This is a genomic window from Alkalinema pantanalense CENA528, from assembly GCF_050753345.1.
Taxonomy (GTDB): domain Bacteria; phylum Cyanobacteriota; class Cyanobacteriia; order Leptolyngbyales; family Leptolyngbyaceae; genus Alkalinema; species Alkalinema pantanalense.
In genome coordinates this window covers 13,965-37,472 of the sequence record NZ_JBLZFX010000016.1, presented here as the reverse complement: position 1 = coordinate 37,472, position 23,508 = coordinate 13,965, and the positions used below count along the sequence as shown (strand labels likewise).

The window sequence follows — 23,508 nt, the reverse complement described above, 5'->3', positions numbered from 1 at the left end:
AGTATGAACGTTACCCACGGGATGGAACCCCGGGGCGATATGGTGCTTATATGCTTCCCACCCATCCCTGTCAAACTAAGTTTCGATCCCCTCTCCTGATGAAAAGGAGATCGATTTTGGAATGATTCACACATCGATTGCAATTTCAGCGACTATTCCAGCTGTCATTACATGTCATTACAACTTCGTGTCGTAATGCACATCCAGCAAATGGGCATCTTGGCCGTTCACCCGCAGCAAATGGTGCATCAGTAAAAAGCCCACGATCGTCCAAGTTTGATTGATTCGAGCCTGTTGCCCGATCCAATTCCCGGTTGGGCCATCGAAGTATTCTGCCCACTTCTGTTGGGGTAACTGCCGCAGCATCAGTTGATAACTCACCTCTAATAACTGCCGCACCTCGATCGCCAAATCCTCCGGGTGGTGCCGACGCAACATCGCCATTGCCAAAAACCACATCAAACAAGGCCAATGCCCCGCATTGTGATAGCACCAAGGCAAGTTTTTGCGATCGTAGCCTGTTTTATTGCGCCAATCTTCCTCAACAAGGGGAGGATGACAAATTCGTAGGGGCATGTGGGCGACTAAATCATGTTGGTTTTGCACCACCAAGCGGAAGAGTGCCTGCTGTTGTTTGACCGAAATGACATCGAAAATTGCACCGAGACAATTTCCCAAGGTGAAAAAGCGAAAATCAGGACGCCCCGTCCGAATATTCCCAATCAAATATCCCCCCCGAGGCCCCATCCAATCCTGCAACCAGTGGGGAATCGTTTCAGTGTGAATATTATATTCATTCTGAATTTCCACCCCATATTGCTCTGTGGGTCGGCGTCTGAGAACCTGCACCGTTTTACTCGTGACCCAGTAATGCTTGAGCAGATACTGTCGTAATCGATGGGCATATTCCAAACAGTGGTGAACGGAGTGCGGCGTTTGGAATAAATAGGATTTTGATTTAGCACGCTGATTCGGATCTTGAGTACCAGAGGCTTGGGAGTGGATGGATTCTGAGCCAATTTGCATCAACCCCGCCGCACTGTGCAACGCTCCATAGAGCAACACCTGAATTTCCAAGGGTGCACCCCAAACATCCAACGGACGATCGATCATGAAGGCACCATCCGGAACATACAGCGTAGGCGCTTTGCGAAACGAAGGCCGCAAAATAAGATCCAGAAATTGCTGAATCCCGCTCTGAACACTGGCCTGACTCGCAAAATCCCGATCGCCGCTGGCTCGCACATACATGTAGGCTAAAATCACCCACCACAACGTCGCATCTACAGACACAACCCGACCGATCGCCCGCTGGCCATAATCTGCAACAACGTGGCCATCCTGTTCCAAAAAACTGGTGGGAAAAATACCACGGGTTTGAATTTCTTGGCTCTGCAAGCGCAGACAGGTCAGCAAAAAATGGCGCACCGGCTCATATTTCCCCTGAGTCAGAAAATACGCCATGACCGGCACATTGTCCCGAATAAAAATTTCTCCGTAGTTGAGTTCTGGCTGAACTGGTTGCTTACGAGATTGTTTGGGAATGGCTGCCACCGCACCAATCCATTGGCCATCCAAAGTAATCATCGCTTGCTCATAGAGCAACTTCTGGGCCATTTGGACAATGGCAGCTTCATCCAGGCGAGCACGGGACATAGATAACACCGAACGCTTTTTCCCCAGATTAAAAGATTTCACGGAGACTGGGGCGAACTGTCACTGTGAAAATATGACTAAGGTGCAACCGATATTGACGATTAACCCAACACGATGGGGATCAAAAACTAAAAAACCAGCGATCGTAGGTGTTCTAGCTAACCAAGCAATCCGGCTAACCCAGATACGACCGCTGGGATATTTATAAAGACTGTATAAATTGAATCTCAGTTGAATCCGTAGATATTCCTGGAATTCGTCAGCAAATTATGACGCAGACGGATGTTTGGGGCGATCGGGCTGAGTCTACGATCGGTCATCACCACTGGGTCCCTCGCTAGTCCCTTCAAGGGACAAGTCATCACCAAACATACTGGCCGCAAAAGCACGTTGGCCCGGTTTAATTTCATTCCAGGTTAGATCTGGGGTTGGATCTGGGGTTGAATCTGAAGTGGCGACGGACTGGGCGGTATAAAAGCTGGCAATAATGGCGACCGCCAACCACCACAGCATATTGACCTGGGGACGATACCACACCGTATCCACCAGCCCTTGCCCCAGCAGCCCCACCATGCTGCCCACGGCTCCAATCAACCAGAAGCCATCGGTATTCAAGCTATCCCGCAACCGTCGCAGTTGCACAACACCTTGGGTAAAGGTCACCGACAGAAACCACAGGAAGCTGAACAGACCAATCAAGCCCGTTTCTACGCAAATTTCTAACGGGATGGAATAGGCACTCAGCGCCGTAAACCGCGATCGAGCATAGAGGGGATAGATTTTGTTGAAGGCGTCATTTCCCGGCCCAATGCCCAAAATCGGACGAGCCTTGATCATTTCCACCACTGAAGTCCACACATTCAGCCGGAAGTTATTACTGCTATCGCCCCGACCGATGAACATGCTCATGACCCGCGATCGCACGGGCGGAACAAACAGCACACTCAGCAAAATAAAACCACCCATACCGCCCAGAACCGCAGGCAACACCCACTTTTTGCGGTAGAGATTCAGCCAAAATCCCACAAGCAAACCCATGACAATCAGGGAGAGCACTAGACCGATCCAGCCGCCTCGGCTAAAGGTAAAGACTAGGGACAGGGTATTGACGATCGCCATGACAGCGGCGAGGGCTTTGGGTAATTTACCGCGCCAGACAAAAATAGCCATGAGACTGTAGGCGACTGCTGGGATTAGATAGCTCGCCAGTAGGTTGGGATTGCCCAAAAAACTGTAGACGCGGGTAAAGTTACCCATTTCCGATTCGGGATCCGACCAAGTGGCGAGGGGCGGTGCACCAAAAATCCACTGACGAATGCCGTAGCAACTAACGAGGAGCGCTGTGTGCAGGTAAATCCCAATCAACCACGATCGCAGGCGAGGAATTCGCAGCACCCGCGCCATCACCACAAAGGTCAGTAAATAGAGTGTCAGTTTAGCTAAGCCTTCGATCGCGGCCATGCGGACGGGGGACAACCCTGTCGCAATGACGGAGATCCCCCAATACAGCAGCAACGTCAGGTGAATCGGCGTGAAGCCCCAACCCGTTTTTTCACGCGGGTCAGAAATCGTTAGCAGCGCCCAAAAGCCAATGCAGGCCACTAGGAAAACAGAAATCAGGGTGGTGGAGACATAGGGTGCAAGGCCGAAGAGGACGCCCAACAGCCCCAAGGCGATCAGATCTCCCTGCTGCAAGAGCCAACTCCCCGATCGCCAAGCTTGCAGGAGTCCCACCAGTTGGTAGAGGTAGCTAGAAGACCGCCACTGATAGAGCGGCAGGGTCTGTAGCGTAAAGGATTGCCAAAAGGTGTGCATGGCCAGTCATCCATAAAAGGCTCTGGATATTATCGGCTAAAACCGATCGACTAGACTCGATCGACTGATGCCTACACCTCCGATCACCATCCCCCGTTAGAAATCCTGGATCCTCTAAAACTGTGATTACTCGATCGAGGTCAGTAGTACTTTTATTCTGTAAATGTATGTTCTGTCAACGTCGGCGGTATGTGAGTATTTTGATAGCTGTTATTAATCGCAGCCCTGGCAATTAGGTGAATGCCATCAGATGAATACAATCAATCAGTCTTCATCCAGAGGAGTCTCTTCGCCAGATAGCCGGGGCGTTCTACCGTATAAACGGTCTAAAACTCGCTTCACAGAGACTCGCCGCCACTGTTGTCCACGTTTTGTGGTGTACCCTTTGCTGTTTAACCAATCGGCAATTTGTTGCAGGGACTTACCGGATTTATGGTGACGGCGAATCAGTTCGATAATTTCTTGTTCATTGGGATTTTCGACAAGTTCACCATCGATCGACTGCTGACCAAAGGCGGGCGCACCATACCCTGCATATCCCCCTTTAGCCGCCTTGGCTTGGCGGCCTTGATTGAGTCGCTCCCAAACTGGATGGCGTTGAAACTGGTGAGCGTTCATAGCGCTAAGAGAATTCAATTTAGCTAAAACTATCCTAGTTTAAGTATTGACCAACTTTTGCCAGAAATTTTGTAGTCAGATATTCCTTTTTTGCAAGCTCTACAATTGCAAATTGCTATACCTCAGCCCAATAAGCCTACTGGCTTAGGTGCTGGTAGGCTTCTATGTGCTTGGCAGACTTTCCAAATCATGCCTAATCTAAGAATGAGGCAAGTTAGAATCGACCCATTCAGTCACGACCTTGGTATCCGTCTGCTTCAGACCTTCCAAGTACCCAGTTATTTACAGGTAAGGTTCATTAAAAATAATCAAACTTAATCGAAGTAAACCATTGGCAACAGCACTTCAAACATTGGGACGATCGCACAGAGATATGAGTACTGCTTCTCGTTATTGGAAACTCGTCAAACTGGACAATACGGGTCGCAGCCGTGCCCAAGAATTGCCAGCGGTGAAGGCGTTTATCCTGTCGCACTTTCCTGAGATTACAGATTCCGTGAATAACCTGTCTATCCAACAACAACTGATGGATTGGATGCAGGATGCAGGCTCGACGGGCCAAGCTAGCCAATCTGGGGAATCTGCCCAATCTGGGCAAGGTAGCCAACTGGCAGAACTCAGCCTCCGATCGTTCATCTCCAACCAAATTGAGCAGGTTTGCATTCAACTGGAAATGCAGTTTGGTGAGAACCATGGGTTTCGGCGTACCGATTTGTTTCCCTTTGTGTTGGATGATGATGGCAGCACCCAGCCTCGGGCCTACAAACCGCTGTCCAAACAGATTCTAGAGAGTTTCGATCCGCGTCGGGGCAGCCTCAGCACTTGGACGGTGCGCTTGGTGAAGCACCACCGGGAACTGAATCGCTTCCTATTAGAATGCGGGGTCTATCTCCTGAGCGATTGGGCCATCCTCAACGACACCACGCCCAAAAAGCTAGAACATATTCTGTCGTCCTATCAGCCGTTGACACCGGGGGAAATCCAACAGGCCCAGCGAATCTTGGAAAGCTACCATGCCGTCTATCGCCGCGATCGCCTGCAACAACGGCAAGCGGGGGTGAAGGGCTCCTGTCCCCAACCGACAGATGAGCAATTGCAGGAGATGGCGCAGTGGTTGCAAACCGAACAGCTTGACCTGACCCCGGCGGCGGTGCTGCGACAGTTGCGGATGATTGCCGATCGCATCCGACAATATCGCGTTTGGGCGAAGGGTGGATCCTTGAAAACCAGTTCGCTGGACGAAGGAGAGAATTTCACCCTGGCCGATCGCATTGCTGATAAGCCGCCGGAGGAGGAAAGCGGTGCGCGGCAATTTTTGCAGGTCTATCGCCAAGGCTTTACCACGAGCCTACAGGCGGCCATGCAGCAGGTCGTGGCCGATCGCACCACTCGGCTAAAAGCGCCCAAATCGGCCTATTTTCTGCAAGCCCTGCAATTATTCCACTGCAAGGGGTTATCCATGACGGAGATTGCCAAGCAGGTGGGGCTACAAGCTCAGTACCAAGTGACGCGGTTGCTGAACCTCAAGGCACTGCGGGAGGATATTCGCCATGCTTTACTGAATCGGCTACAGGAGTTTGTGCTGGAGAAGGCGGCGCAATACGTTACCCCGGAGGAAATCCAAGCCCTCGATCGCAAGATTGCGGAGGCGCTGAATGAGCAGATTGACAAGCTGATGGAAGAGGCCGCTGCCCAAGCCCAAACCCCGAAGGACTATGTGCAGGACTATGCCAGCGGGAGTCTCTTTGCGAAAACCCTCTGTCAGCATTTGGATGAATTGCAACCGATCGGGCCGTCCCGCTAATCCTGCTGAAAATTTGGGTCTTAAAATCTGGAAATTGCGATCGGGAATTGAATAAGTCCCCCCAACGCCAAATCTATACAACACCAGTCAGGACAATTTCTAATCTGGCACTTCTACCTTGCATCTTGCAGATCCTCTCACCGCGCTAAAGGCTATGACGAACTTTTTAATCGATACCCCGGATTTGTTTGAACTGGAACCGTTATCCCTGGATGCGATCGAATTGACGGATCAGCAAATCCAGCAGGCATTGCAGGCCAGTCAACAGGCTCCCTTAGCTCAACAATGGGCCGTCTACTTAGAAGCATTGGCCCAGGTCAGCTTGCAAACTTGGCTGAGCGATCGGGGGTTGCAGCCCCGCCCATCGGCCAGCCGCTCCACTAGCAGCTCTACTAACAGCTCTACTACCAGTGCGGTGCAAATCCAGGGTTTTCGGGTGCAGTCGTTACCCATGACCAGCGTGGATGAGGAAACGGTGATGGTACCCGGTGTGCTACTCACGGATCCTGCTCATTTTTACGTCCTCGTGCAAGTCATGGAGGAGCAGAATCAGGCTTGGGTGACGGGGTTTATTGCCCAGGCAGATCTGCAAGCACAACTCGCAGGACAAACAGCGGATACGTCGGGAGCCTATGAGTTGGCCTTGGCGGCCTGCGATCGCGATCCAGGCCACCTGTTGCTCAATCTACGCTGTGCCGATCCCGCGATGTTCCCCGTGACAAGTCAGGCATCGGTGCCGCAGTCGGTCTTGCAGTCAGTACCGCAACGGGTTACTGAAGCAGCCCAAGATCTGTCGCGATCGGCCTCACGATCGGTGATGAATGTGGGCCGTTGGTTGCAGGGGCAGTTGGATCAGGTGGCGGAGGAATTGGCTTGGGTCTTGTTGCCGCCCAATGCCCTAGCAACGGCGGGGGCAATGCGATCGGGGGAAACGTCGGCAATGGAACTGGCACGGCTACTGCAATCCTTGGAGCGGCAGGGTACCCAAATTCCCGTTAACGCGCGGGGTGGCTATCAGGATCTCTCACTTGCCGATGCGCCGCTGCGGCTGTATGCCATTACGGGCACGGTGGAGGGGCCAGAACCGGAATGGTCGTTGCTGGTGGTGTTGGGGGCGCAGGCCGATCGGCTTCCCGCAGGTGTCACGTTACAAATTAGCGATCCGACGGGCATTTTGGTTGAACAAACCTTTGATCCGGCTAGTCAAGATGCCTACCTGTTTGCCCAGGTGATTGGTACCTATGAGGAAGCCTTCACCGTGTCGATCGTCTTGCCCAATGGCCAGGTCGAAATCCTACCGCAATTTGCCTTCCAACCGAACTAGCTAAATTGCAAGTTCCCGAGGGTGCCTCTTAGTTATTGAATAACGGTTTGAATCACTGCTCCCTGGTTACTGCGTCCCATGCGTCTTAAAATCTTTCGCGTTAAAGAAACTTGTATTTTTGAACTGGGCTGGGGTCAGGGTCAGCAATTGATGGTGGAGGTTGACTATCCAGAATCCTTGACAGCGCTCTACCAAACTTGGCACAACGCCTACCTCGACTACTACTCCCATTGGCAAGCCCCGGTTGTCGATCGATCATCCGCTCTGCCGGAATCCGATAAGCCCTCGAGACTGCGGGCACGGGTGCAAAGTAGTGGAAGTCTGGCGGGGGCAGCTAAAGATCGCCGCAAAACGTTAGTCGATGCGGAAGACCAGTGGTTACGCCAGTTTCACCAATGGCTTAACAGTAGTGAACTACTACCCGTTCGATCGACCATTGCCCAAGCGGAAGGCAATGTTGTTGATGTTTTCATCACCTGCAAACCGATCGAACTGGAATATTTACCCTGGGAAACCTGGAACATTGGCACTGAATTTGGCAGTCGCAAAACCATTCGCTTTGCCCGCACACCGACCAATCTGCGCCATGAACCGGGACAGACCCGCCGCAAAGGTCAAGCGCGAATTTTAGCCATTTTGGGAGACAGTACGGGATTAGATTTTCAGGCGGAGGTCGCTGCGCTGAAAAACCTGGCGGTGAGCTTTGTGGGGGGACAGCCCGATCGACCGGTTACCGACTTAAAAACCGAAATTATTCAAGCCATTACCGATCCGCTGGGTTGGGATGTAATTTTTTTCGCAGGGCACAGCGACGAAACCACCTACACTGGCGGCGAACTCGCGATCGCGCCGGGACAGTCGATTTTGGTGCAGGAAATTGCGCCCCACCTGTTGCAAGCGAAAGCTACCGGACTGCAATTTGCTATTTTCAATTCCTGCAAAGGACTGCGCATTGCCAATGCCCTAGTTGATTTGGGATTGAGCCAAGTCGCCATCATGCGGGAACCCATCCATAACCAGGTAGCGCAGTTATTTTTCACGGAATTTATGCGGCAATTGGAACAGTTCGCCAATGTGCACGAAGCGCTTTGTGCGGCCTGCGAATTTCTGAAACGGGAAAACGATCGCACGTTGCATTATCCATCCGCTTACCTGATTCCGTCCCTGTTTCGTCATCCCGAAGTTCCTCTGTTTCGCTTAACACCCACAGGCTGGCGGCATCGCATTGCCCCTTGGCTGCCCAGTCGGAAGCAAGCAGTGGCATTGACCGCGATCGCGGGTTTGAGTGTAATTGTCCCTGTCCAGGATTTGCTGTTGGATAGTCGGTTAGGTCTTCAAGCAATTTACCGCAACGTTACCCAGCAAATTCCCGTAGCGTTACCACCGACGTTGTTAGTGCAAATTGATGAGGCGTCGATCCGCGATCGGGGTTTGGATGCCCGTAAGATTAATCCCATCGATCGCAGCTATTTAGGCGATGTCCTCAATCAAATTCCCAGCTTACAGGCAGCGCGATCGGGTCAAGCTACCCCAACGCCGAAGGTGATTGGCATCGACTTCCTCCTCGATCGCCCCACCCAGGAAGATCTGCCCCTGCAACGGGCAATCGCCCAGGCTACACAGCGGGGAAATTTGCTTGTCTTTGCAGCGATCGTGAAAGGGCAGACTGTCGTTGGCGTGCGACCGAACTTAGCCCAATTGGAGGCCAATTTACAGGGCAATGCCTTTCTCTATCCCTGGACGGTGGAATTGCCCTCGTCCCAGGGCTGCGATCGCATTTGTCCCTTAGGTTATACGTTGGCGTTGGCCAGCCTCACCCAAGCGCAGCAGGCTAGTCAAACGGGAGCACCGGAGCGCTTGCAATTCTTGAGCCAACAGCAGTTTTCGCCGTGGGTCGATCGGGTGCGAAAATTTGGTCAGTCCTGGTTTCAACCGATTTTAGATTTTTCCATTCCCCCCGATCGCGTTTATCGGACCATTAGTGCCCAGCAATTGTTTCACAAGCAATTACAACCGGAGGACAAAGCACCGGCGATCGTGCTTATTGCGCCCGGTGGTTACGATGAGGCGGGACTAAACGGTCGGGGCGAAGATAATTTTCCCGTCCCTGCTGCGATCGCCTATTGGTCAAGCCAAGTGCCCGCAGCCATTGCGAAATCAAGCTTTACGGGGGCAGAAGCCCATGCCTACATGGTGCATCACCTGTTACAGCAACGCTTGGTGATTCCCATTCCCGATTTCCTGATGATTGCACTGGCGGGACTGGGGGGACAGCTTTGGATCAAGGTCGATCGACGGCGAGTTCAACGCAATCAATATCGAACTGTAAAAATCAGGAACTTCGCGATCGTGGCGGGTATCTATGGCTTGGTGAGCCTGCAAACCTTTATTACAGTTTCAGTTCTGCTACCTTATTTTTTACCCATAGCAACGCTGGGGCTGTATGTTATCCCTGCACTCAAAAAAAGTACCTATGATTCATCTTTTTAATCGCCTTAATCGCCTAACTTGCATCGGTTTGAGCATGAGCTTGATGCTACTCCCCCTGGCGGTTCTGCCAGCGCAAGCGACCCAAAAGAAACAACCCACCACTTGGACGGGGGTGTTATCAAAGCTGTTCCAAAAGAAACCCGCAGCAGGGGCGTCTCGCCCGATCGACAGTCTTTGCCCAATCGCGCCGGGGGACTCTGCGGAGGTTTGGAATTTGCAGCCTACTTTGGTTTGGAAAGGCAAAACCGGAGCGATCGCGATTCAAGACAAGCAAACCGAAAAAGTGCTTTGGAAGGCGGATATTCGCAAAAAAGCCGTAGATAAAAACGCTTCAGGCCAATGGGCAAAGAACCTGAACTATGTGCAATATCTAGGAGAGCCACTGCATCCCGGCCAGGAATATGAATGGGTTTTGTTTGATCTCGATGGCAAAACGCAGCTTGTTCGCTATCCCTTTCGCATCATGGCGGGAGAGAGCCGTACGGAAGTGGCCCAGGGCTTGAGTGCGTTGAAAAATGTAGTGGGAGGCCGAGAAACCTGGACAATGCGGCGAACCCAGTTTTTTGCGGAGAAACAACTGCAAGCGGATGCCTTCCAAGAGATCTTTTCCCTGCGGTATCCGTCAGCTGAATTACAACAATTGCTGGAAACCATGCCGAATCCTTGTGCAGAGGGGGAATTTTGAAGTTAGGGATTTACTCAGAAAGCAGATCCCCGGTTCATCCACCCCGCCACCCTCCTACCCCCTCCACACTTTTGCATCAGTCCTATGAAACGTCGCCACTTTTTAGAATTTGCTGCTACTACGTTGGCTACGATCGGCCTCAGTCCCTCCAGCTTCCAGCGATCGGGCGACCAAATGGGACGGGTTCTAGCACAGTCTACGCCGCGCAAGTTGGCGTTATTGGTGGGCATTAATCAATATCCCCAGGGAATTCGATCGTTGCGGGGATGTGCAACGGATGTGCAGTTACAACGGGAATTGCTGATTCATCGCTTTGGGTTTAGGCCACAAGATATTTTGGTTCTGCAACCGGAGACTATGCAACCAACGCGACAAAATATCATTGCAGCCTTTGAAGAACATTTAATCCAACAAGCCAAACCGGGGGATGTGGTTGTCTTTCATTTCTCCGGTCATGGTGCGCGGGTTCGTGATCCTAAACCCATTAGTGAAGATGGCATAAATGGTGCAATTGTTCCGATCGACTATCAAATTGCTAAAAACGATGGCGATAGTAATCTCCAAACTTCGGTAAATAGCATTATGGGTCGCAGTTTATTTTTGTTGACTTCTGCATTGAAAACAGAGAACTTTACTGCGGTGCTAGATTGTTGCCATTCCGGAGGGGCGAGTCGCAATGCGGACATCGATCGAACAGTGCTGCGATCGATTTTTCGAGATAATATGGCGGCTCCCAATCCCAGTGATACAGAATTAGCTGATCAGGATCGCTGGATGCAGGCAATGGGTTGGACGACGGCGGAATTGCAGCAACGGCGACAAAAGGGCATTGCTAAGGGCGTAATTTTAGGGTCGGCCCAGCGCAATCAGTTTTCAGCGGATGTTTCCTTTGGGGATTTCTATGCAGGGGCGTTTACCTATCTGTTGACGCGCTATCTGTGGCAGGCGACGAGTGAACAAAATTTGGGCAATGTTTTTATCGATCTGGGGCGCAATACGAAGGATTTAGCGAAGACATCTCGCATTGTGCAAGATCCCATTTATGAAGTAAAACCGGGGAGCAATTATCAACAACAGCCAATTTATCTGATCAATCCACCCCAACCGGCGGCGGAAGCGATCGTGCAATCGGTGCAGGGCGATCGGGTGGAATTTTGGTTGGGAGGAATTGCGCCGGAAAGTTTGGATGCGTTTTCCAGAAATGCGAAATTTGCGATCGTCAATGCTGCGGGGCAGGACATTGGACAAATTCGCCAACGGGGACGGACGGGATTGGTGGGCTATGGCAGCCTGGAAGGAGCACTGAAACAAGCGATCGCGCCGGGAATGCTGTTGCGGGAGTTGGTGCGGGGGATTCCGATCGAAACGGCGCTGCGGTTAGGCGTCACTGAGGCAGTAACGAAAAATTTACAGCAATTCAAAGATCGCTTAGTCAGTACGCGACGCATCCCAGCCCAGCGGTTAGAACTAGTTGCGAATAGTGCAGATCAGGTGGCAGATTATATTCTGCATCGCAACGCCCAGGGACAGTTAGAGTTACGCAGTTCCGATCAGAAAATTTTACCCAATGCGTTGCCTGCGAGTGGATCGGAAGTGGAAATGTTGGCAAGACGTTTGCAAAGTTTACTAGCCGTTAAGGTGTTGAAAACGCTATCGAATGGGAATAGTTCAACGCTAAAGGTAACAGTGGAAATTCTCGATCGTAAACGGGAAGCGTTAGTCAGTGCAACGGAAAGTCGGGGAGGGAGCAAGCGGCTCCGCCAGCGATCTACACTTGTCCAGGCGGTGAAGGCGGGGTCAGAAATTGCTTTAAAACTGATCAATCAGGATACTCAGCCGTTGCATGTGGCGGTGTTGGCGATCGCGAGTAGTGGCGATTTAACGATTCTGCATCCGTTGCTCTGGGACAGTAGCCGCAAACCGTTACCCCTTGCGCCTCAGAAACATCGTATGATTCCCGCTAGCGACGATCGCTTTCAATTTATGATTGAACCGCCTGCGGGTTTTTTGGAATTGATGACCTTAGCCAGTACGGAACCGCTAAATGACGTGCTGCGGGGTTTGCAAAAGATTGCTCAACAGCGCGGCACCCGATCGGGCAATCCCTTGGATTTACAAAACGGGGAACCCTTGGCGATCGTGGCTGATTTATTAACCACCCTCGATCGAGATTCCCAACGCAATCAACAATCCGTTGCCCAAATTGCCGTCGATCGATTCGCAATGCTGTCTACGATTTTGGAAGTTCAGGAATAACGGAACGTTACCCGAAGGCGTAATGCTTTTTCACGTCACTGTGAATGGTCCAGACGCAGATCATGCCAGCGGGAAATGTGACCAAGTCCCCCTGCCCAAACCGCACAGGTTCTCCATTGGCGAGCGTGACAGTAACATCCCCTTCCAGTAGGTAGCAAGTTTCCGACTCGTCATAGAACCAGTCAAATTGCGAAGCTTCCTTCGTCCAAATCGGCCATTGTTTGACGCCTAGTTGTGCTAATTTTTCTTCGCTGGGTTGATGTTCGATCGTAATTTGCATCTGCTCTTCTTTCACCTTGTTTTACAACTCTTCATATGCAACAGCTTATATGATAGGAAAAATTTCTCTATTTCTCCATTTCTCTATTTCTTAACATATTTATCCCAAATCTTTTCGAGATTAATATTTTGCCAGTTATCGAAATCCTGAAATAATTCTTGATAATCTACATCTAAACTGCAAGATGGAAGACTTTTACCCTCATTGAGTGTTACCAAAATTGAACGCCAAATATTTAGATCTAAGTTGATAGCGTTAAATTCACTATCAGGCATCGAGAAATCTTCACAGCGAAGAGCATCAATAGCAATATACGAGGTTCCATGTACTTCTGGCGTTCGATGTCTTTGATTAAACTCATAAACTATAACCAAGTAGAAAATCAGCCAGCCAAATCTATTTTGGGAAGAGCATAACCATTTACGGAAGTTACCTAATTTCGATTTTTTGCTAGAAATTAGTCTTTTATTCTCTACAAAGTAGACAAATTCCATTAAACATTCAAAACCAATTCTTGAAGAGATAATACTTGCTTGACGAGTTGAGGCAAAGATTACTTGCATCTTTGAATTAAGACAGAGAGGATTGTTCGAATCCGAACCATCAAGAAAATGGTTTTGAAAGCCGTAGTATTGTAGAGATAAAGCTCTTTGGAAGCGAGAACGATAAAATAAGCAAAGTGCCGTTTTCCTCTTGCAATCATCTAAGTCTTGTATCAGTACTGAATTATATATTTCAATTGCAGAAACATCATTTAACATAGGTTTTGGGTGTCCATATCGATTTTTGTAATCCTCTTCGAAAAATGCATCTATGCGTAAAGCTAGAGAATAAGAATCTAACTTTTTGAAATCATTGTGATCTAACGAATGCATAACCTACCCAACTGTAATTGACTGGAAAATTCTTAAACTTCTATCTACCTAGTATATAGGTTGAAAACGATAACTTTGTACTTGGTCTATACATAAGCGGAGTGCTGAACAATATCACAAGATAAATATAATTTATCTTGCTTCCCCCAAATCCCCCTAAAAAATTGCTAGATTGGCAGTCTAGGAACTGACTTCTAGGCCAGCGATCGAGGAGAGGGCAACAGCCATGATGCAACGGGGCAAGCAGGACGGGCAGCAGATGTTTGGGCAATTGCGACGACTGCCACTACAACGGCTGCAACGAATGATTCAGCGGCAGGTGTTACCCTTTGTCCTCGGTTTACTGCTAGCCCTTCTGCCCGGATTACACACGATCGCGGCCCAAGAAGTCATCCCTACGCCTACACCCACGCCGATCGCCACCCCGACTCCCACGCCCACACCTGCGCCCAGCCCTACGCCTATATCCACACCCACGCCGATCGTTCCCCCTACCGTTACCCCCACTCCTACTACCAGTCCGACCGCATCTCCAAAAGCCGATACCATCACTCCCGATCCCGTCTCCCAGCCGCAACCCAACCCCGACGCACCGCCGAAGCTAGAACTGCCCAAAGATCCCCTCGATCCTGAACCGACACCGGAGGAAAAACAGGCGGAAACGGAACGGTATCAGAAATTACTGGAGGCCGATCGGCATTACCAAGCGGGGGATATTGAAGCAGCGGTGGCGATGTATAAGGTGGTGAAGCCCGCCTTTGAAAATGTACCAGAACGTCCGCCCCAGCCACCGTTGATGACGAATCCTGAGGAATTGCCGCCAGCGGGGAAGGTCTATTGGCGGGAGGCGAACCAGGGCTGGGAGGCAGGGCTAGAAAGCCGTTCGATCGTGGCGATCGAACTCCTAGTGAAGAATTACCCGCAATTTTTGCCGGGGCAACTGTTGGCGCTGAAAATCTATGACAAGTATGGCAAGTCTGACCAAGCCCTGAAAGCGTTGGATGCGATGGCCGCTAGCTATCCCAAGGAGCCGGAGGTGATTCAGGCGCGGGTGGCAGCACTGGCGAAGGCAGAACGCTGGATTGATGCATCGATCGCGGCGCGGCAGTTCGCCTTGATGAATCCTGACCATGCTGAAGTGAATACGTTTGTGCAGTTGGCAGATGAAAATTTGGAACGCTATCGCAAAGCGTTACGCAAGAAAGTGACTGGAAACGTAATTGGGAATATCATCACAGGCGCGATCGGGTATGCAGTGACAGGCGGATTGCTGGGGCCGTTTACGGCAGCACAAAGTGCGATTTCGTTATTGCGAGGGGAATCGGGATTAGGTAAAAGCATTTCTAAGTCAGTGAAGCGACAAGTTCCCATGGTGGAAGATGAGGAAGTGCTAGCCTATGTGAATGAACTAGGGCAGAAGATGGCGGCAATCGCGGGGCGCAGGGATTTTGAGTATGAGTTTAATGTGATTTTGGATGACAAGCTCAATGCCTTTGCTTTACCGGGAGGGAAGATTTTTATTAATGCGGGGGCGATCGCGAAGAGTCGATCGACGGCGGAGTTGGCGGGGTTGCTGGGCCATGAGATTTCCCATGCGGCGCTGACCCATGGCTTTCAACTGATGTCGCAGGGAAATTTGATTGCGAGTGTGGTGGGGTATGTGCCCTATGTGGGGGGAATTGCCAGTGATTTGATTGTGTTTAATTACAGTCGGGATATGGAGCGGCAGGCGGATGACGTGGGAACGCGATTGCTGGCGGCTTCGGGGTATGCGGCGGATGGATTACTCAATTTGATGGTGACGATGCAACAGGAAGAGAAACGCAAGGGCGATCGACGGCCTCCGGAGTGGGCTTCGACGCACCCTGGCTCAGGGGAACGGGTGAAGAATTTGGAGACGATTATTACCCAGTCGGGCTACAACCGTTATGCTTTTGAAGGCGTAGAACGTCACGAAACTCTACGCCAGAAGGTGTTGCAGTTGATCAAAGAGGAGCAGGAACGGCAGAAAAAATCGGGAGAATCCGATCGAATGCTTCCCCAGCGCTAGTTGATACCGTGTGTTTAAGTCAGGGTTGGGCAATGGTTCCGCAGGATGGGAATAGTTTGATACAGACAGTGTATAAGCTTAGGAAGATTATAGAAGAGAAGTTATTTAACAAGAACAGATCTGGGATGAAACTGTTCTCCAATTTATTGCCCAGATTGCAATAGTGCTCAGATCAAAATTCATACCCACTATCAACCTCGACATCATGGGGATAGTCCCATAGCTTAAAGGATGGAGAATAATCAGGCCGCATCGAAAGCTTTGTAGCAGGAGCCTACCAGCTTCAGATAATTTTTCTCTGTCCTTGACGTAAGGGCACTCCTCCAATTGTTAATGCATGTCAATAACTGGAATGGCTAAGACTAGAAAACTCAAGGTAGGAAATCCAAGGTGTGACTAATTCGAGGAATAGTTACAGGACACAGGATCATAGGGCAGGAAACCATTTGACACTAAGGTCGGGGAGGAAGCCTCTTGAAGTCGTATCTGGAAGGCTTCTAACGATAATGGGGGTGCATAGAGAAAGCCTTGCCCCGCATGACATCTCTGATGGCGTAGGAATGATAATTGACTGCTATTTTCAATCCCTTCAGCAATAATTTTCAGATTTAAACTACGGGACATTGCAATAATCGCTTTACAAATCATCGTTGCATTACGATCGCGGTTGATTTTATGGGTAAACGATTGATCGATTTTAATTTCGTCAATTGGCAACTGACTTAAATAACTCAGTGATGAATAGCCTGTACCAAAATCATCAATAGCAATGTTGATTCCTAAATTTTTTAACTGTTGCAGCTTCTGAATCGTTAATTCAACTTGATCCATCAAGCAACTTTCGGTCAATTCTAAAACCAATAGATGGGGAGACAAACCACTTTCCTGCAAAATACTAGCTACAAGCTCCGGCAAGCTAGCCTGTTGAAACTGTGCCATAGAAAGGTTAACCGAAACTTGGACGGGCTGTCCTCCTTGTCTTTGCCATTGGGCCGCATGGTGACAAGCTTGCCGCAAAACCCATTCCCCCAATTCTAAAATCAGTCCTTGCTCCTCGGCGATCGTAATAAACTGGTTGGGCGGAATCATCCCTCGCTCCGGATGCTGCCAACGCACCAAGGCTTCCGCTCCAATGATGCACCCCTTAGCTAGATCCACTTGGGGTTGGTAGTACAGCCGAAGTTCCGATCGCTCGATCGCCTTGGCGAGTTCATTGGCAATTAAATGATGCTCAGACTCTACTGCGGCAAGTCTTGGACTATAAAATCGATAGGAGCTATGTCGCTTTTTTGCCCACCGCATTGCCGCACTACTTTGAGTTAAAAGATCCTCAGAAGACAAGCTGTGTTGAGGATATAGCGAAATACCGACACTTAGTTGAATCCGAATTTCTTGTCCGTCAACATGATACGGAACAGTGAGAATGTTGATTAATAATTGAATAAATTCTTCAATTTCTTCGGGATCCCCTGCATCAGGCAACGCTAAACCAAACTCATCTTCATGGAGCCGTGCCGTAATCCCTGGGCGACCACTAGTTTGCAACCGCTCACCAATAGCATGGAGAAGACGATTACTGATCAAACCTCCATAGGTCAATTGAATCACTCGATAGGAAGTAATTTTCAGCGACAGAACCGCGATCGACTCAGTGTGCTGTAGCGCCACATCACAAAGTTGGGCTAAATGGCGTTGAAACAGATTAATGTTGGGGAGATTGGTCACACTATCCCAATTGGCCACTTTTTCAAAAGCTGCATTGGCTTGGGCAACCTGTTCGAGATACCCCTGGGCAAAGACTGATTTTTTGCGAAAGCAGGAATGAATCGCAGCCAACAAATCCTGACTGCTACAGGGCTTGGTGAGATAATCATCTGCTCCCTGGTTCATCCCATACCTCACCTCGGCATGGCTAGTACGGGCACTGAGGAAGATAAAAGGAATGGCAGCCGTTACAGGATGGCTCCGCAGTGTATTTAGAACTTCATAACCATCACAGTCCGGCATCGAAATATCACATAAAATGAGATCAGGCTGGACAACTAGGGCTTGCTGAATGCCGTCCCGACCATGGCTGGCTCCGATCGCCCGGAAGCCATTAATTTCTAAGATTCTCACCCAGTTGTCCCGGATAGCATCCTCATCCTCAATCAATAAAATTGTTTTCATTACATCAATATCTAGTCAAACGGTAGTGCAGAGCCTTGCATACTTGTGAGAAAAATGTAGAACAGACTCACATTGCAGAGAGCAGCTAACCTGACACAATGCTTTCCCAGTCGGCAAGACAGCCTTCTGGCTTAAGTAATTCTTTGGGGCATAGCGACTACTTGGGGCATACTAAGCTGTCTGGGACATACCATAAGCATAGACACAAAATTTCCCCTATCAACACGTAGACGGGATTTTAAAGCACAGATGAGTCAGAAGAGTTTCTTCGATATTACGTCTGTCACAAGACATTATCCGCCTGTGGATTCAGGCCGATTATATCAAGGGGAAAGCGGAAATGTCGATCCGCAGAATTAAGCAAAACATTGGCTAAGGCAGCTGCCAAATTGAACATTTGTCCGCTCACCCACCAAACTTCCCCTCATTTTTATGCCACCAGACGTATTGACACCACCAAACACAAGTGGCATGGATTTTTATGAACTAATTATTCTACTATACATATTAAAAACCGTTAAGATACTCAGTAATGATTCAGGTATTTTTATGAATGCTTGGTTTAAAGACTGCTGCGTTTGAACATGTTTGAACATTGGTCATACTGAAATAAGTCAAATGAACTCAGTCATTAGCGCAGTCATCAGAGATGATTTACGAGTTAAAAAAGTCGCAAATCCGTGATTCACGATGTAAAAAACTTGTTATGGTGTAGCCAAGGCAACTTCATGCTAATTCTGCTAGTAGTCTCCCATATTAAACTTTTCTAAAATTTTAAAAAATCTTAATCTTTAGATCCCTGCTCAGATTTAAGGATAAGAGTGCAAATTTCCAGGAACCTAGCAAATATTTGCAACGATTGCCATCAGCAGAAACGTTCTTCCAGGTATGCAAAGGCAAGTGGACAAACCGTAACCCTAGCGAATGATGGACGAGACATGGGGACGATCGAACTCCCTCCAGATCCCCATGAGGAATTCTGGAAAATCTGTTCTTGGGGGCCCCACTTGAGCTATGATATGACTTCTGAACTCTTGAAACGTCTAGTTGAATCTCCTGCAACTATCTTATAAGCGGGGGATGAAGGTGTAGGCTGCATGTTCTCAGGGTAGTTCTGGGGGCTGCATATGCATCGACAGGAGGCGAATCTTAACTAGAGATACGAACTAGGAAATCATTAGCATGGTCAATCAGAAAGCAGGAACGGTGGATGTGGGCTTTACCCACGAAGATTTTGCAGCGTTATTGGATAAGTATGACTACCATTTCAGCCCTGGAGATGTTGTGGCTGGAACCGTGTTTAGTCTTGAGCCTCGGGGCGCACTAATTGATATCGGTGCTAAAACCGCAGCCTACATCCCCATTCAGGAAATGTCGATCAACCGCATCGATGCTCCTGAAGAAGTTCTGCAATCCAACGAAACCCGCGAGTTCTTCATTCTGGCTGACGAAAACGAAGATGGTCAGTTAACGCTTTCAATCCGGCGTATTGAATATATGCGGGCTTGGGAACGGGTTCGTCAGTTGCAAGCAGAAGATGCAACGGTTCGTTCTCTCGTCTTCGCGACCAACCGTGGTGGGGCCTTGGTGCGGATTGAAGGTCTGCGTGGATTTATTCCTGGGTCACATATCAGCACCCGCAAGCCGAAGGAAGAACTGGTGGGTGAAGAATTGCCCCTGAAGTTTTTGGAAGTGGATGAAGAGCGCAACCGCCTAGTATTGAGCCACCGCCGTGCACTGGTTGAACGCAAGATGAATCGCCTGGAAGTGGGCGAAGTGGTGGTGGGGACCGTTCGCGGTATCAAGCCCTACGGTGCGTTTATCGACATCGGTGGCGTCAGCGGTCTGCTGCACATCTCTGAGATCTCCCACGATCACATTGACATGCCCCACAGCGTGTTTAATGTAAACGATGAAGTCAAAGTCATGATCATTGATTTGGATGCAGAACGGGGTCGGATCTCGCTGTCTACGAAGCAGCTTGAGCCGGAACCGGGCGACATGGTGAAGAATCGCCAAGCGGTTTACGAGCAAGCGGAGGAAATGGCTGCGAAGTACCGTGAAAAACTGAAAGAGCAAGGTGCTCCAGTGCCTTCCATGGAAATTACAACAGAAGAAGCCGTAGTCGCAGAATAGTGTTGTAAATTCTCATTCCAGTGTTTTTACACCCTTAGGGGACGTTCGATCGAGCGTCCCTTTTTGATTGGATATTCGGACTGGATTTAGACAGGGAATCGGGCGTAAACCTTGAGGGAGGGGATTGGATGGCAGTCATACGATGTGGCGATCGCGTTTTTGAGCAGATCCAAGCGATCATTTTTGACAAGGATGGAACCCTGGCAGATTCGCGGGATTATTTGGTAACCCAAGCCGAAAAACGGCTGACCTGTTTGGACAACCACCTCAAAGAGATTCTTTCACCCAATGCCATGGCGCAATTGACCGATCGCCTATTCCAAGCTTGGGGCATGTCCAAAAGCCAAATTCATCCAGCAGGGCTGATGGCGGTGGGATCGCGGCGGGATAACGAAATTGCGACAGCGGGCTACATAGCCGCACTGGGATTTCCTTGGGTCGAAGCTTTGACGATCGTTCAAACAGCTTTTCAGGAAGCGAGTCAACTTTTTCCGCGCAAAGACTTACTCACCCCGATCGTGCCCCAAGGACGACCTTGTTTAGACAACCTGCACAGCCATGGGTTACACCTCGGGCTCCTTTCAGCGGACACCACACCCAATGTCAAGGCTTTTGTCCAGACCTATGGGTTGACCCCCTATATCTCCCTTGCAATGGGGGCCCAAGTTGGGCTAAGCAAGCCTGATCCACAGCTTCTTCAGCAAGCCTGTACAGAGATCGGGGTTCCTCCGTCGCAAACCTTAGTCGTAGGAGACTCCGCTGCCGATATTGAATTGGCTAAACGCGCTGGAGCAGCCGGCGCGATCGGGGTTTGGGGCGCTTGGGATCAACCTTTTACCATCCCCAATGCCCATGTCATGGTCGAAAGTTTGGCTGAGATTACGGTTTTGTCGGCAATGGGTTGAGTCAGGCATCCCGATCAGGTAGACAAAAAGATCAGGCAGACAAAAAAGGACGATCTCATCGATCGCCCAATTTCCTAAAGGAATGCTCTCTATTCGGCCTCCAGCCGCTATTGGCTGAGATTTTTAAGCCGTTGCTAAAAGGCTAGCAGCCGCTTGTTTCAGAGCCTCAGCCTTATCCGTCTGCTCCCAAGGCAGTTCCAAGTCGGGACGACCAAAGTGGCCATAGGAGGCTACATCTTGGAAGAATCGACCGCCCCGCTCTCCGGGTAACGTTTGGAGATTGAAGGTTTGGATAATGCCAGCGGGGCGTAATTCAAAGTGCTGATTGACGAGTTCGGTCAGCTTATCAGTGTCAATTTTGCCCGTGCCGAAGGTTTCCACCAGCAAACTCACGGGCCGAGCCACCCCGATCGCATAGCTCAATTGCACTTCGCACTTATCCGCCAAACCTGCTGCCACAATATTCTTAGCCACGTGGCGAGCGGCATAGGCTGCACTGCGATCGACCTTCGTAGGATCCTTACCGGAGAATGCGCCACCCCCGTGCCGGGAATAGCCACCGTAGGTATCCACAATAATTTTGCGGCCTGTGAGCCCAGCATCCCCTTGGGGCCCACCAATCACAAACTTTCCAGTGGGATTGACTAAATACTTCGTATTCTCATCGGGCTTGATCACAATATCTGCGAAACAAGGTTCCACCACATGCTTCCACAGATCCGCCTTGATTTGATCTTGGCTGACCCCTTCATCATGTTGGGTCGAAACCAGAATCGTATCGATGCCGATCGGTTGGTTATCTTCGTAGAGAATCGTCACCTGCGTTTTGCCATCGGGACGCAGATAGTTCAAAACCCCCAGTTTACGGACTTCCGCCAACTTCCGGGAAATCCGGTGCGCCAAGCTAATGGGGAGGGGCATCAGTTCCGGCGTTTCGTTGCAGGCAAAGCCAAACATGATGCCTTGGTCACCCGCCCCAATTTTGTCCAGTTCTTCGGAGCTGAGTTGCTCCCGGGTTTCCTGGGCAGTATCTACCCCTTGGGCAATGTCCGGAGATTGCTCGTCCAACGCCACTAACACTGCACAGCTATTGGAGGCAAAGCCGTTCTCAGAGAGCGTGTAGCCAATTTCAGCAATCTTTTGGCGTGCTAACTCAATAAAATTGACCTGCGCTTTGGTCGTAATTTCACCCGTAATCAGCACTAAGCCTGTATTGACAACAACTTCAGCTGCAACCCGACTTTTGGGATCCTGAGTCAGCACCGCATCCAGAATTGTGTCAGAAATTTGATCACAAATCTTGTCAGGATGCCCCTCAGTAACAGACTCGGAAGTAAAGAAATATCGGCGTGACAAGGCAATACCCTCTCTTTCGCTCGTTAGGGACAATCGAAAAACATAGCACTTCATCCTAGCAGGTTCAGTGGGTACAATTGCTGAGGGATCCTAAACAAGCTCACTCTCTCGCCCCACTTCAGCCGGATCAATTCAAAACAGGTTAGAAATTACGGCTCATGATTTGAATTGGCAATTATTGAATCAGCAATATTGAATGAGAATAATGGAATTGACAGGTATCCTAGCAATTCTACGGAGAGGGATGCTAGAGAAAACAGTAAACTTCATTTACTCTTTGAATTCACCCTTGGATAATGAATGGACAAAAATGGCTGCTTGCGTCCGATCGCGCAGTCCCAGACGGCTCAGAATATTGGTTACGTGGTTTTTGACGGTTTTTTCAGAAATATAAAGTTGTTGAGCAATTTCGCGATTACTGGCTCCCTGGGCGATCCATTGCAGAATTTCTCGTTCCCGCGGCGTCAGGGATTCTAGCAGTTGTGCCCCTTCAGAGACAGGATTCGTTGGCTGGGGGATTGTAGATTGTGCAGAATTGCAATTGTCAAGTTCAGAGAGCACAGTCTCCTGGGAAATTATCTTGAGAGAACTGTCATTGAGAGAACTGTTATTGAGAGCGGGGCTTGGGAGCAGGTTAGAAGCACCGGCCATGCCGCTAGACAGGCCGCTAGAGGTTAATAGTTTTTGTGCAAGTCCCGGTGCTAATTGAGTGTACCCTTTGGCTACGAGGTGAATGGCCTGTACCAATTCTTCTACTGGGGTATCTTTGAGCAGATAGCCAGATGCACCGTATTGCAACGCTTGGGTGACGTAATCGGTATCGTCAAAGGTGGTGAGAATGAGAACCTTAACCTGGGGAAAATGCTGGCAAATTTCCCGCGTCGCTGCGACGCCATCCATCACGGGCATCCGCACATCCATCAACACCACATCTGGCTGGAGGTTGGCTAGCTGGGCGATCGCGGCTTCCCCGTTGTCTGCTTCACCGATGACTTCTAAATCGGGTTCAGGCTTAAGCAGGGCACGCAATCCCCGTCTAATGAGCATTTGGTCATCTACCAGGAGTAGGCGAATCATGGGTGACGTCTC

At 49.8% G+C, this 23,508-nt stretch carries 16 protein-coding genes; 8 read left to right on the top strand and 8 right to left on the bottom strand.

What is annotated here, in order from left to right; all coding sequences use genetic code 11:
- Positions 1-177: 177 nt before the first annotated feature.
- The 3 genes from ACN4EG_RS07595 to ACN4EG_RS07585 form a co-directional block, all read right to left on the bottom strand.
- Positions 178-1,656, bottom strand: coding sequence for a glycoside hydrolase 100 family protein (locus tag ACN4EG_RS07595; RefSeq protein ID WP_431628733.1), 1,479 nt, complete (start codon positions 1,654-1,656; stop codon positions 178-180).
- A gap of 306 nt (positions 1,657-1,962) precedes the next feature.
- Entirely contained in the window at positions 1,963-3,471 is a 1,509-nt protein-coding gene (locus ACN4EG_RS07590; protein ID WP_431628732.1) for an IctB family putative bicarbonate transporter, read from the bottom strand.
- 264 nt (positions 3,472-3,735) lie between these two features.
- Complete coding sequence (locus ACN4EG_RS07585; RefSeq protein ID WP_431628731.1) at positions 3,736-4,089, bottom strand: recombinase family protein; 354 nt, start codon at positions 4,087-4,089, stop codon at positions 3,736-3,738.
- Between the two features lie 373 nt (positions 4,090-4,462).
- Here ACN4EG_RS07585 and ACN4EG_RS07580 point away from each other — a divergent pair, with 373 nt between their 5' ends.
- The 5 genes from ACN4EG_RS07580 (at position 4,463) to ACN4EG_RS07560 (ending at position 12,648) form a co-directional block, all read left to right on the top strand.
- Positions 4,463-5,893: a hypothetical protein gene (locus ACN4EG_RS07580; protein ID WP_431628730.1), complete on the top strand. Its 1,431-nt coding sequence runs from the start codon at positions 4,463-4,465 to the stop codon at positions 5,891-5,893.
- 154 nt (positions 5,894-6,047) lie between these two features.
- Positions 6,048-7,217: a DUF1822 family protein gene (locus tag ACN4EG_RS07575; RefSeq protein WP_431628729.1), complete on the top strand. Its 1,170-nt coding sequence runs from the start codon at positions 6,048-6,050 to the stop codon at positions 7,215-7,217.
- A 78-nt stretch (positions 7,218-7,295) separates the two neighbouring features.
- Entirely contained in the window at positions 7,296-9,707 is a 2,412-nt protein-coding gene (locus ACN4EG_RS07570; protein ID WP_431628728.1) for a CHASE2 domain-containing protein, read from the top strand.
- A gap of 43 nt (positions 9,708-9,750) precedes the next feature.
- The gene (locus tag ACN4EG_RS07565) at positions 9,751-10,392 is read left to right on the top strand and encodes a hypothetical protein (RefSeq protein ID WP_431628727.1); all 642 of its coding nucleotides are present in this window, start codon (positions 9,751-9,753) and stop codon (positions 10,390-10,392) included.
- An 84-nt stretch (positions 10,393-10,476) separates the two neighbouring features.
- Entirely contained in the window at positions 10,477-12,648 is a 2,172-nt protein-coding gene (locus tag ACN4EG_RS07560; RefSeq protein WP_431628726.1) for a caspase family protein, read from the top strand.
- A gap of 7 nt (positions 12,649-12,655) precedes the next feature.
- Here the strand turns inward: ACN4EG_RS07560 and ACN4EG_RS07555 are convergent, their stop codons facing one another.
- Complete coding sequence (locus tag ACN4EG_RS07555; protein ID WP_431628725.1) at positions 12,656-12,943, bottom strand: cupin domain-containing protein; 288 nt, start codon at positions 12,941-12,943, stop codon at positions 12,656-12,658.
- Between the two features lie 68 nt (positions 12,944-13,011).
- A complete protein-coding gene (locus ACN4EG_RS07550) occupies positions 13,012-13,803 on the bottom strand; it encodes a hypothetical protein (protein WP_431628724.1) in 792 nt (263 codons plus the stop codon).
- Positions 13,804-14,029: 226 nt separating this feature from the next.
- On the opposite strand from ACN4EG_RS07550, the gene ACN4EG_RS07545 reads away from it, so the two are divergent.
- Positions 14,030-15,853: a M48 family metalloprotease gene (locus tag ACN4EG_RS07545; protein WP_431628723.1), complete on the top strand. Its 1,824-nt coding sequence runs from the start codon at positions 14,030-14,032 to the stop codon at positions 15,851-15,853.
- A gap of 396 nt (positions 15,854-16,249) precedes the next feature.
- Here ACN4EG_RS07545 and ACN4EG_RS07540 read toward each other — a convergent pair whose 3' ends face one another.
- Entirely contained in the window at positions 16,250-18,022 is a 1,773-nt protein-coding gene (locus ACN4EG_RS07540) for an EAL domain-containing response regulator (RefSeq protein ID WP_431628722.1), read from the bottom strand.
- 1,182 nt (positions 18,023-19,204) lie between these two features.
- Here ACN4EG_RS07540 and ACN4EG_RS07535 point away from each other — a divergent pair.
- Positions 19,205-20,158 (top strand): 30S ribosomal protein S1, encoded by a 954-nt coding sequence (locus ACN4EG_RS07535; protein ID WP_431628721.1) that lies wholly within the window; start codon positions 19,205-19,207, stop codon positions 20,156-20,158.
- Between the two features lie 128 nt (positions 20,159-20,286).
- Positions 20,287-21,063 (top strand): HAD family hydrolase, encoded by a 777-nt coding sequence (locus ACN4EG_RS07530; protein WP_431628720.1) that lies wholly within the window; start codon positions 20,287-20,289, stop codon positions 21,061-21,063.
- A 123-nt stretch (positions 21,064-21,186) separates the two neighbouring features.
- Here ACN4EG_RS07530 and metK read toward each other — a convergent pair whose 3' ends face one another.
- Positions 21,187-22,419, bottom strand: coding sequence for a methionine adenosyltransferase (metK, locus tag ACN4EG_RS07525; RefSeq protein WP_431628719.1), 1,233 nt, complete (start codon positions 22,417-22,419; stop codon positions 21,187-21,189).
- A 270-nt stretch (positions 22,420-22,689) separates the two neighbouring features.
- A complete protein-coding gene (locus ACN4EG_RS07520; protein ID WP_431628718.1) occupies positions 22,690-23,496 on the bottom strand; it encodes a response regulator in 807 nt (268 codons plus the stop codon).
- Positions 23,497-23,508: the final 12 nt, after the last annotated feature.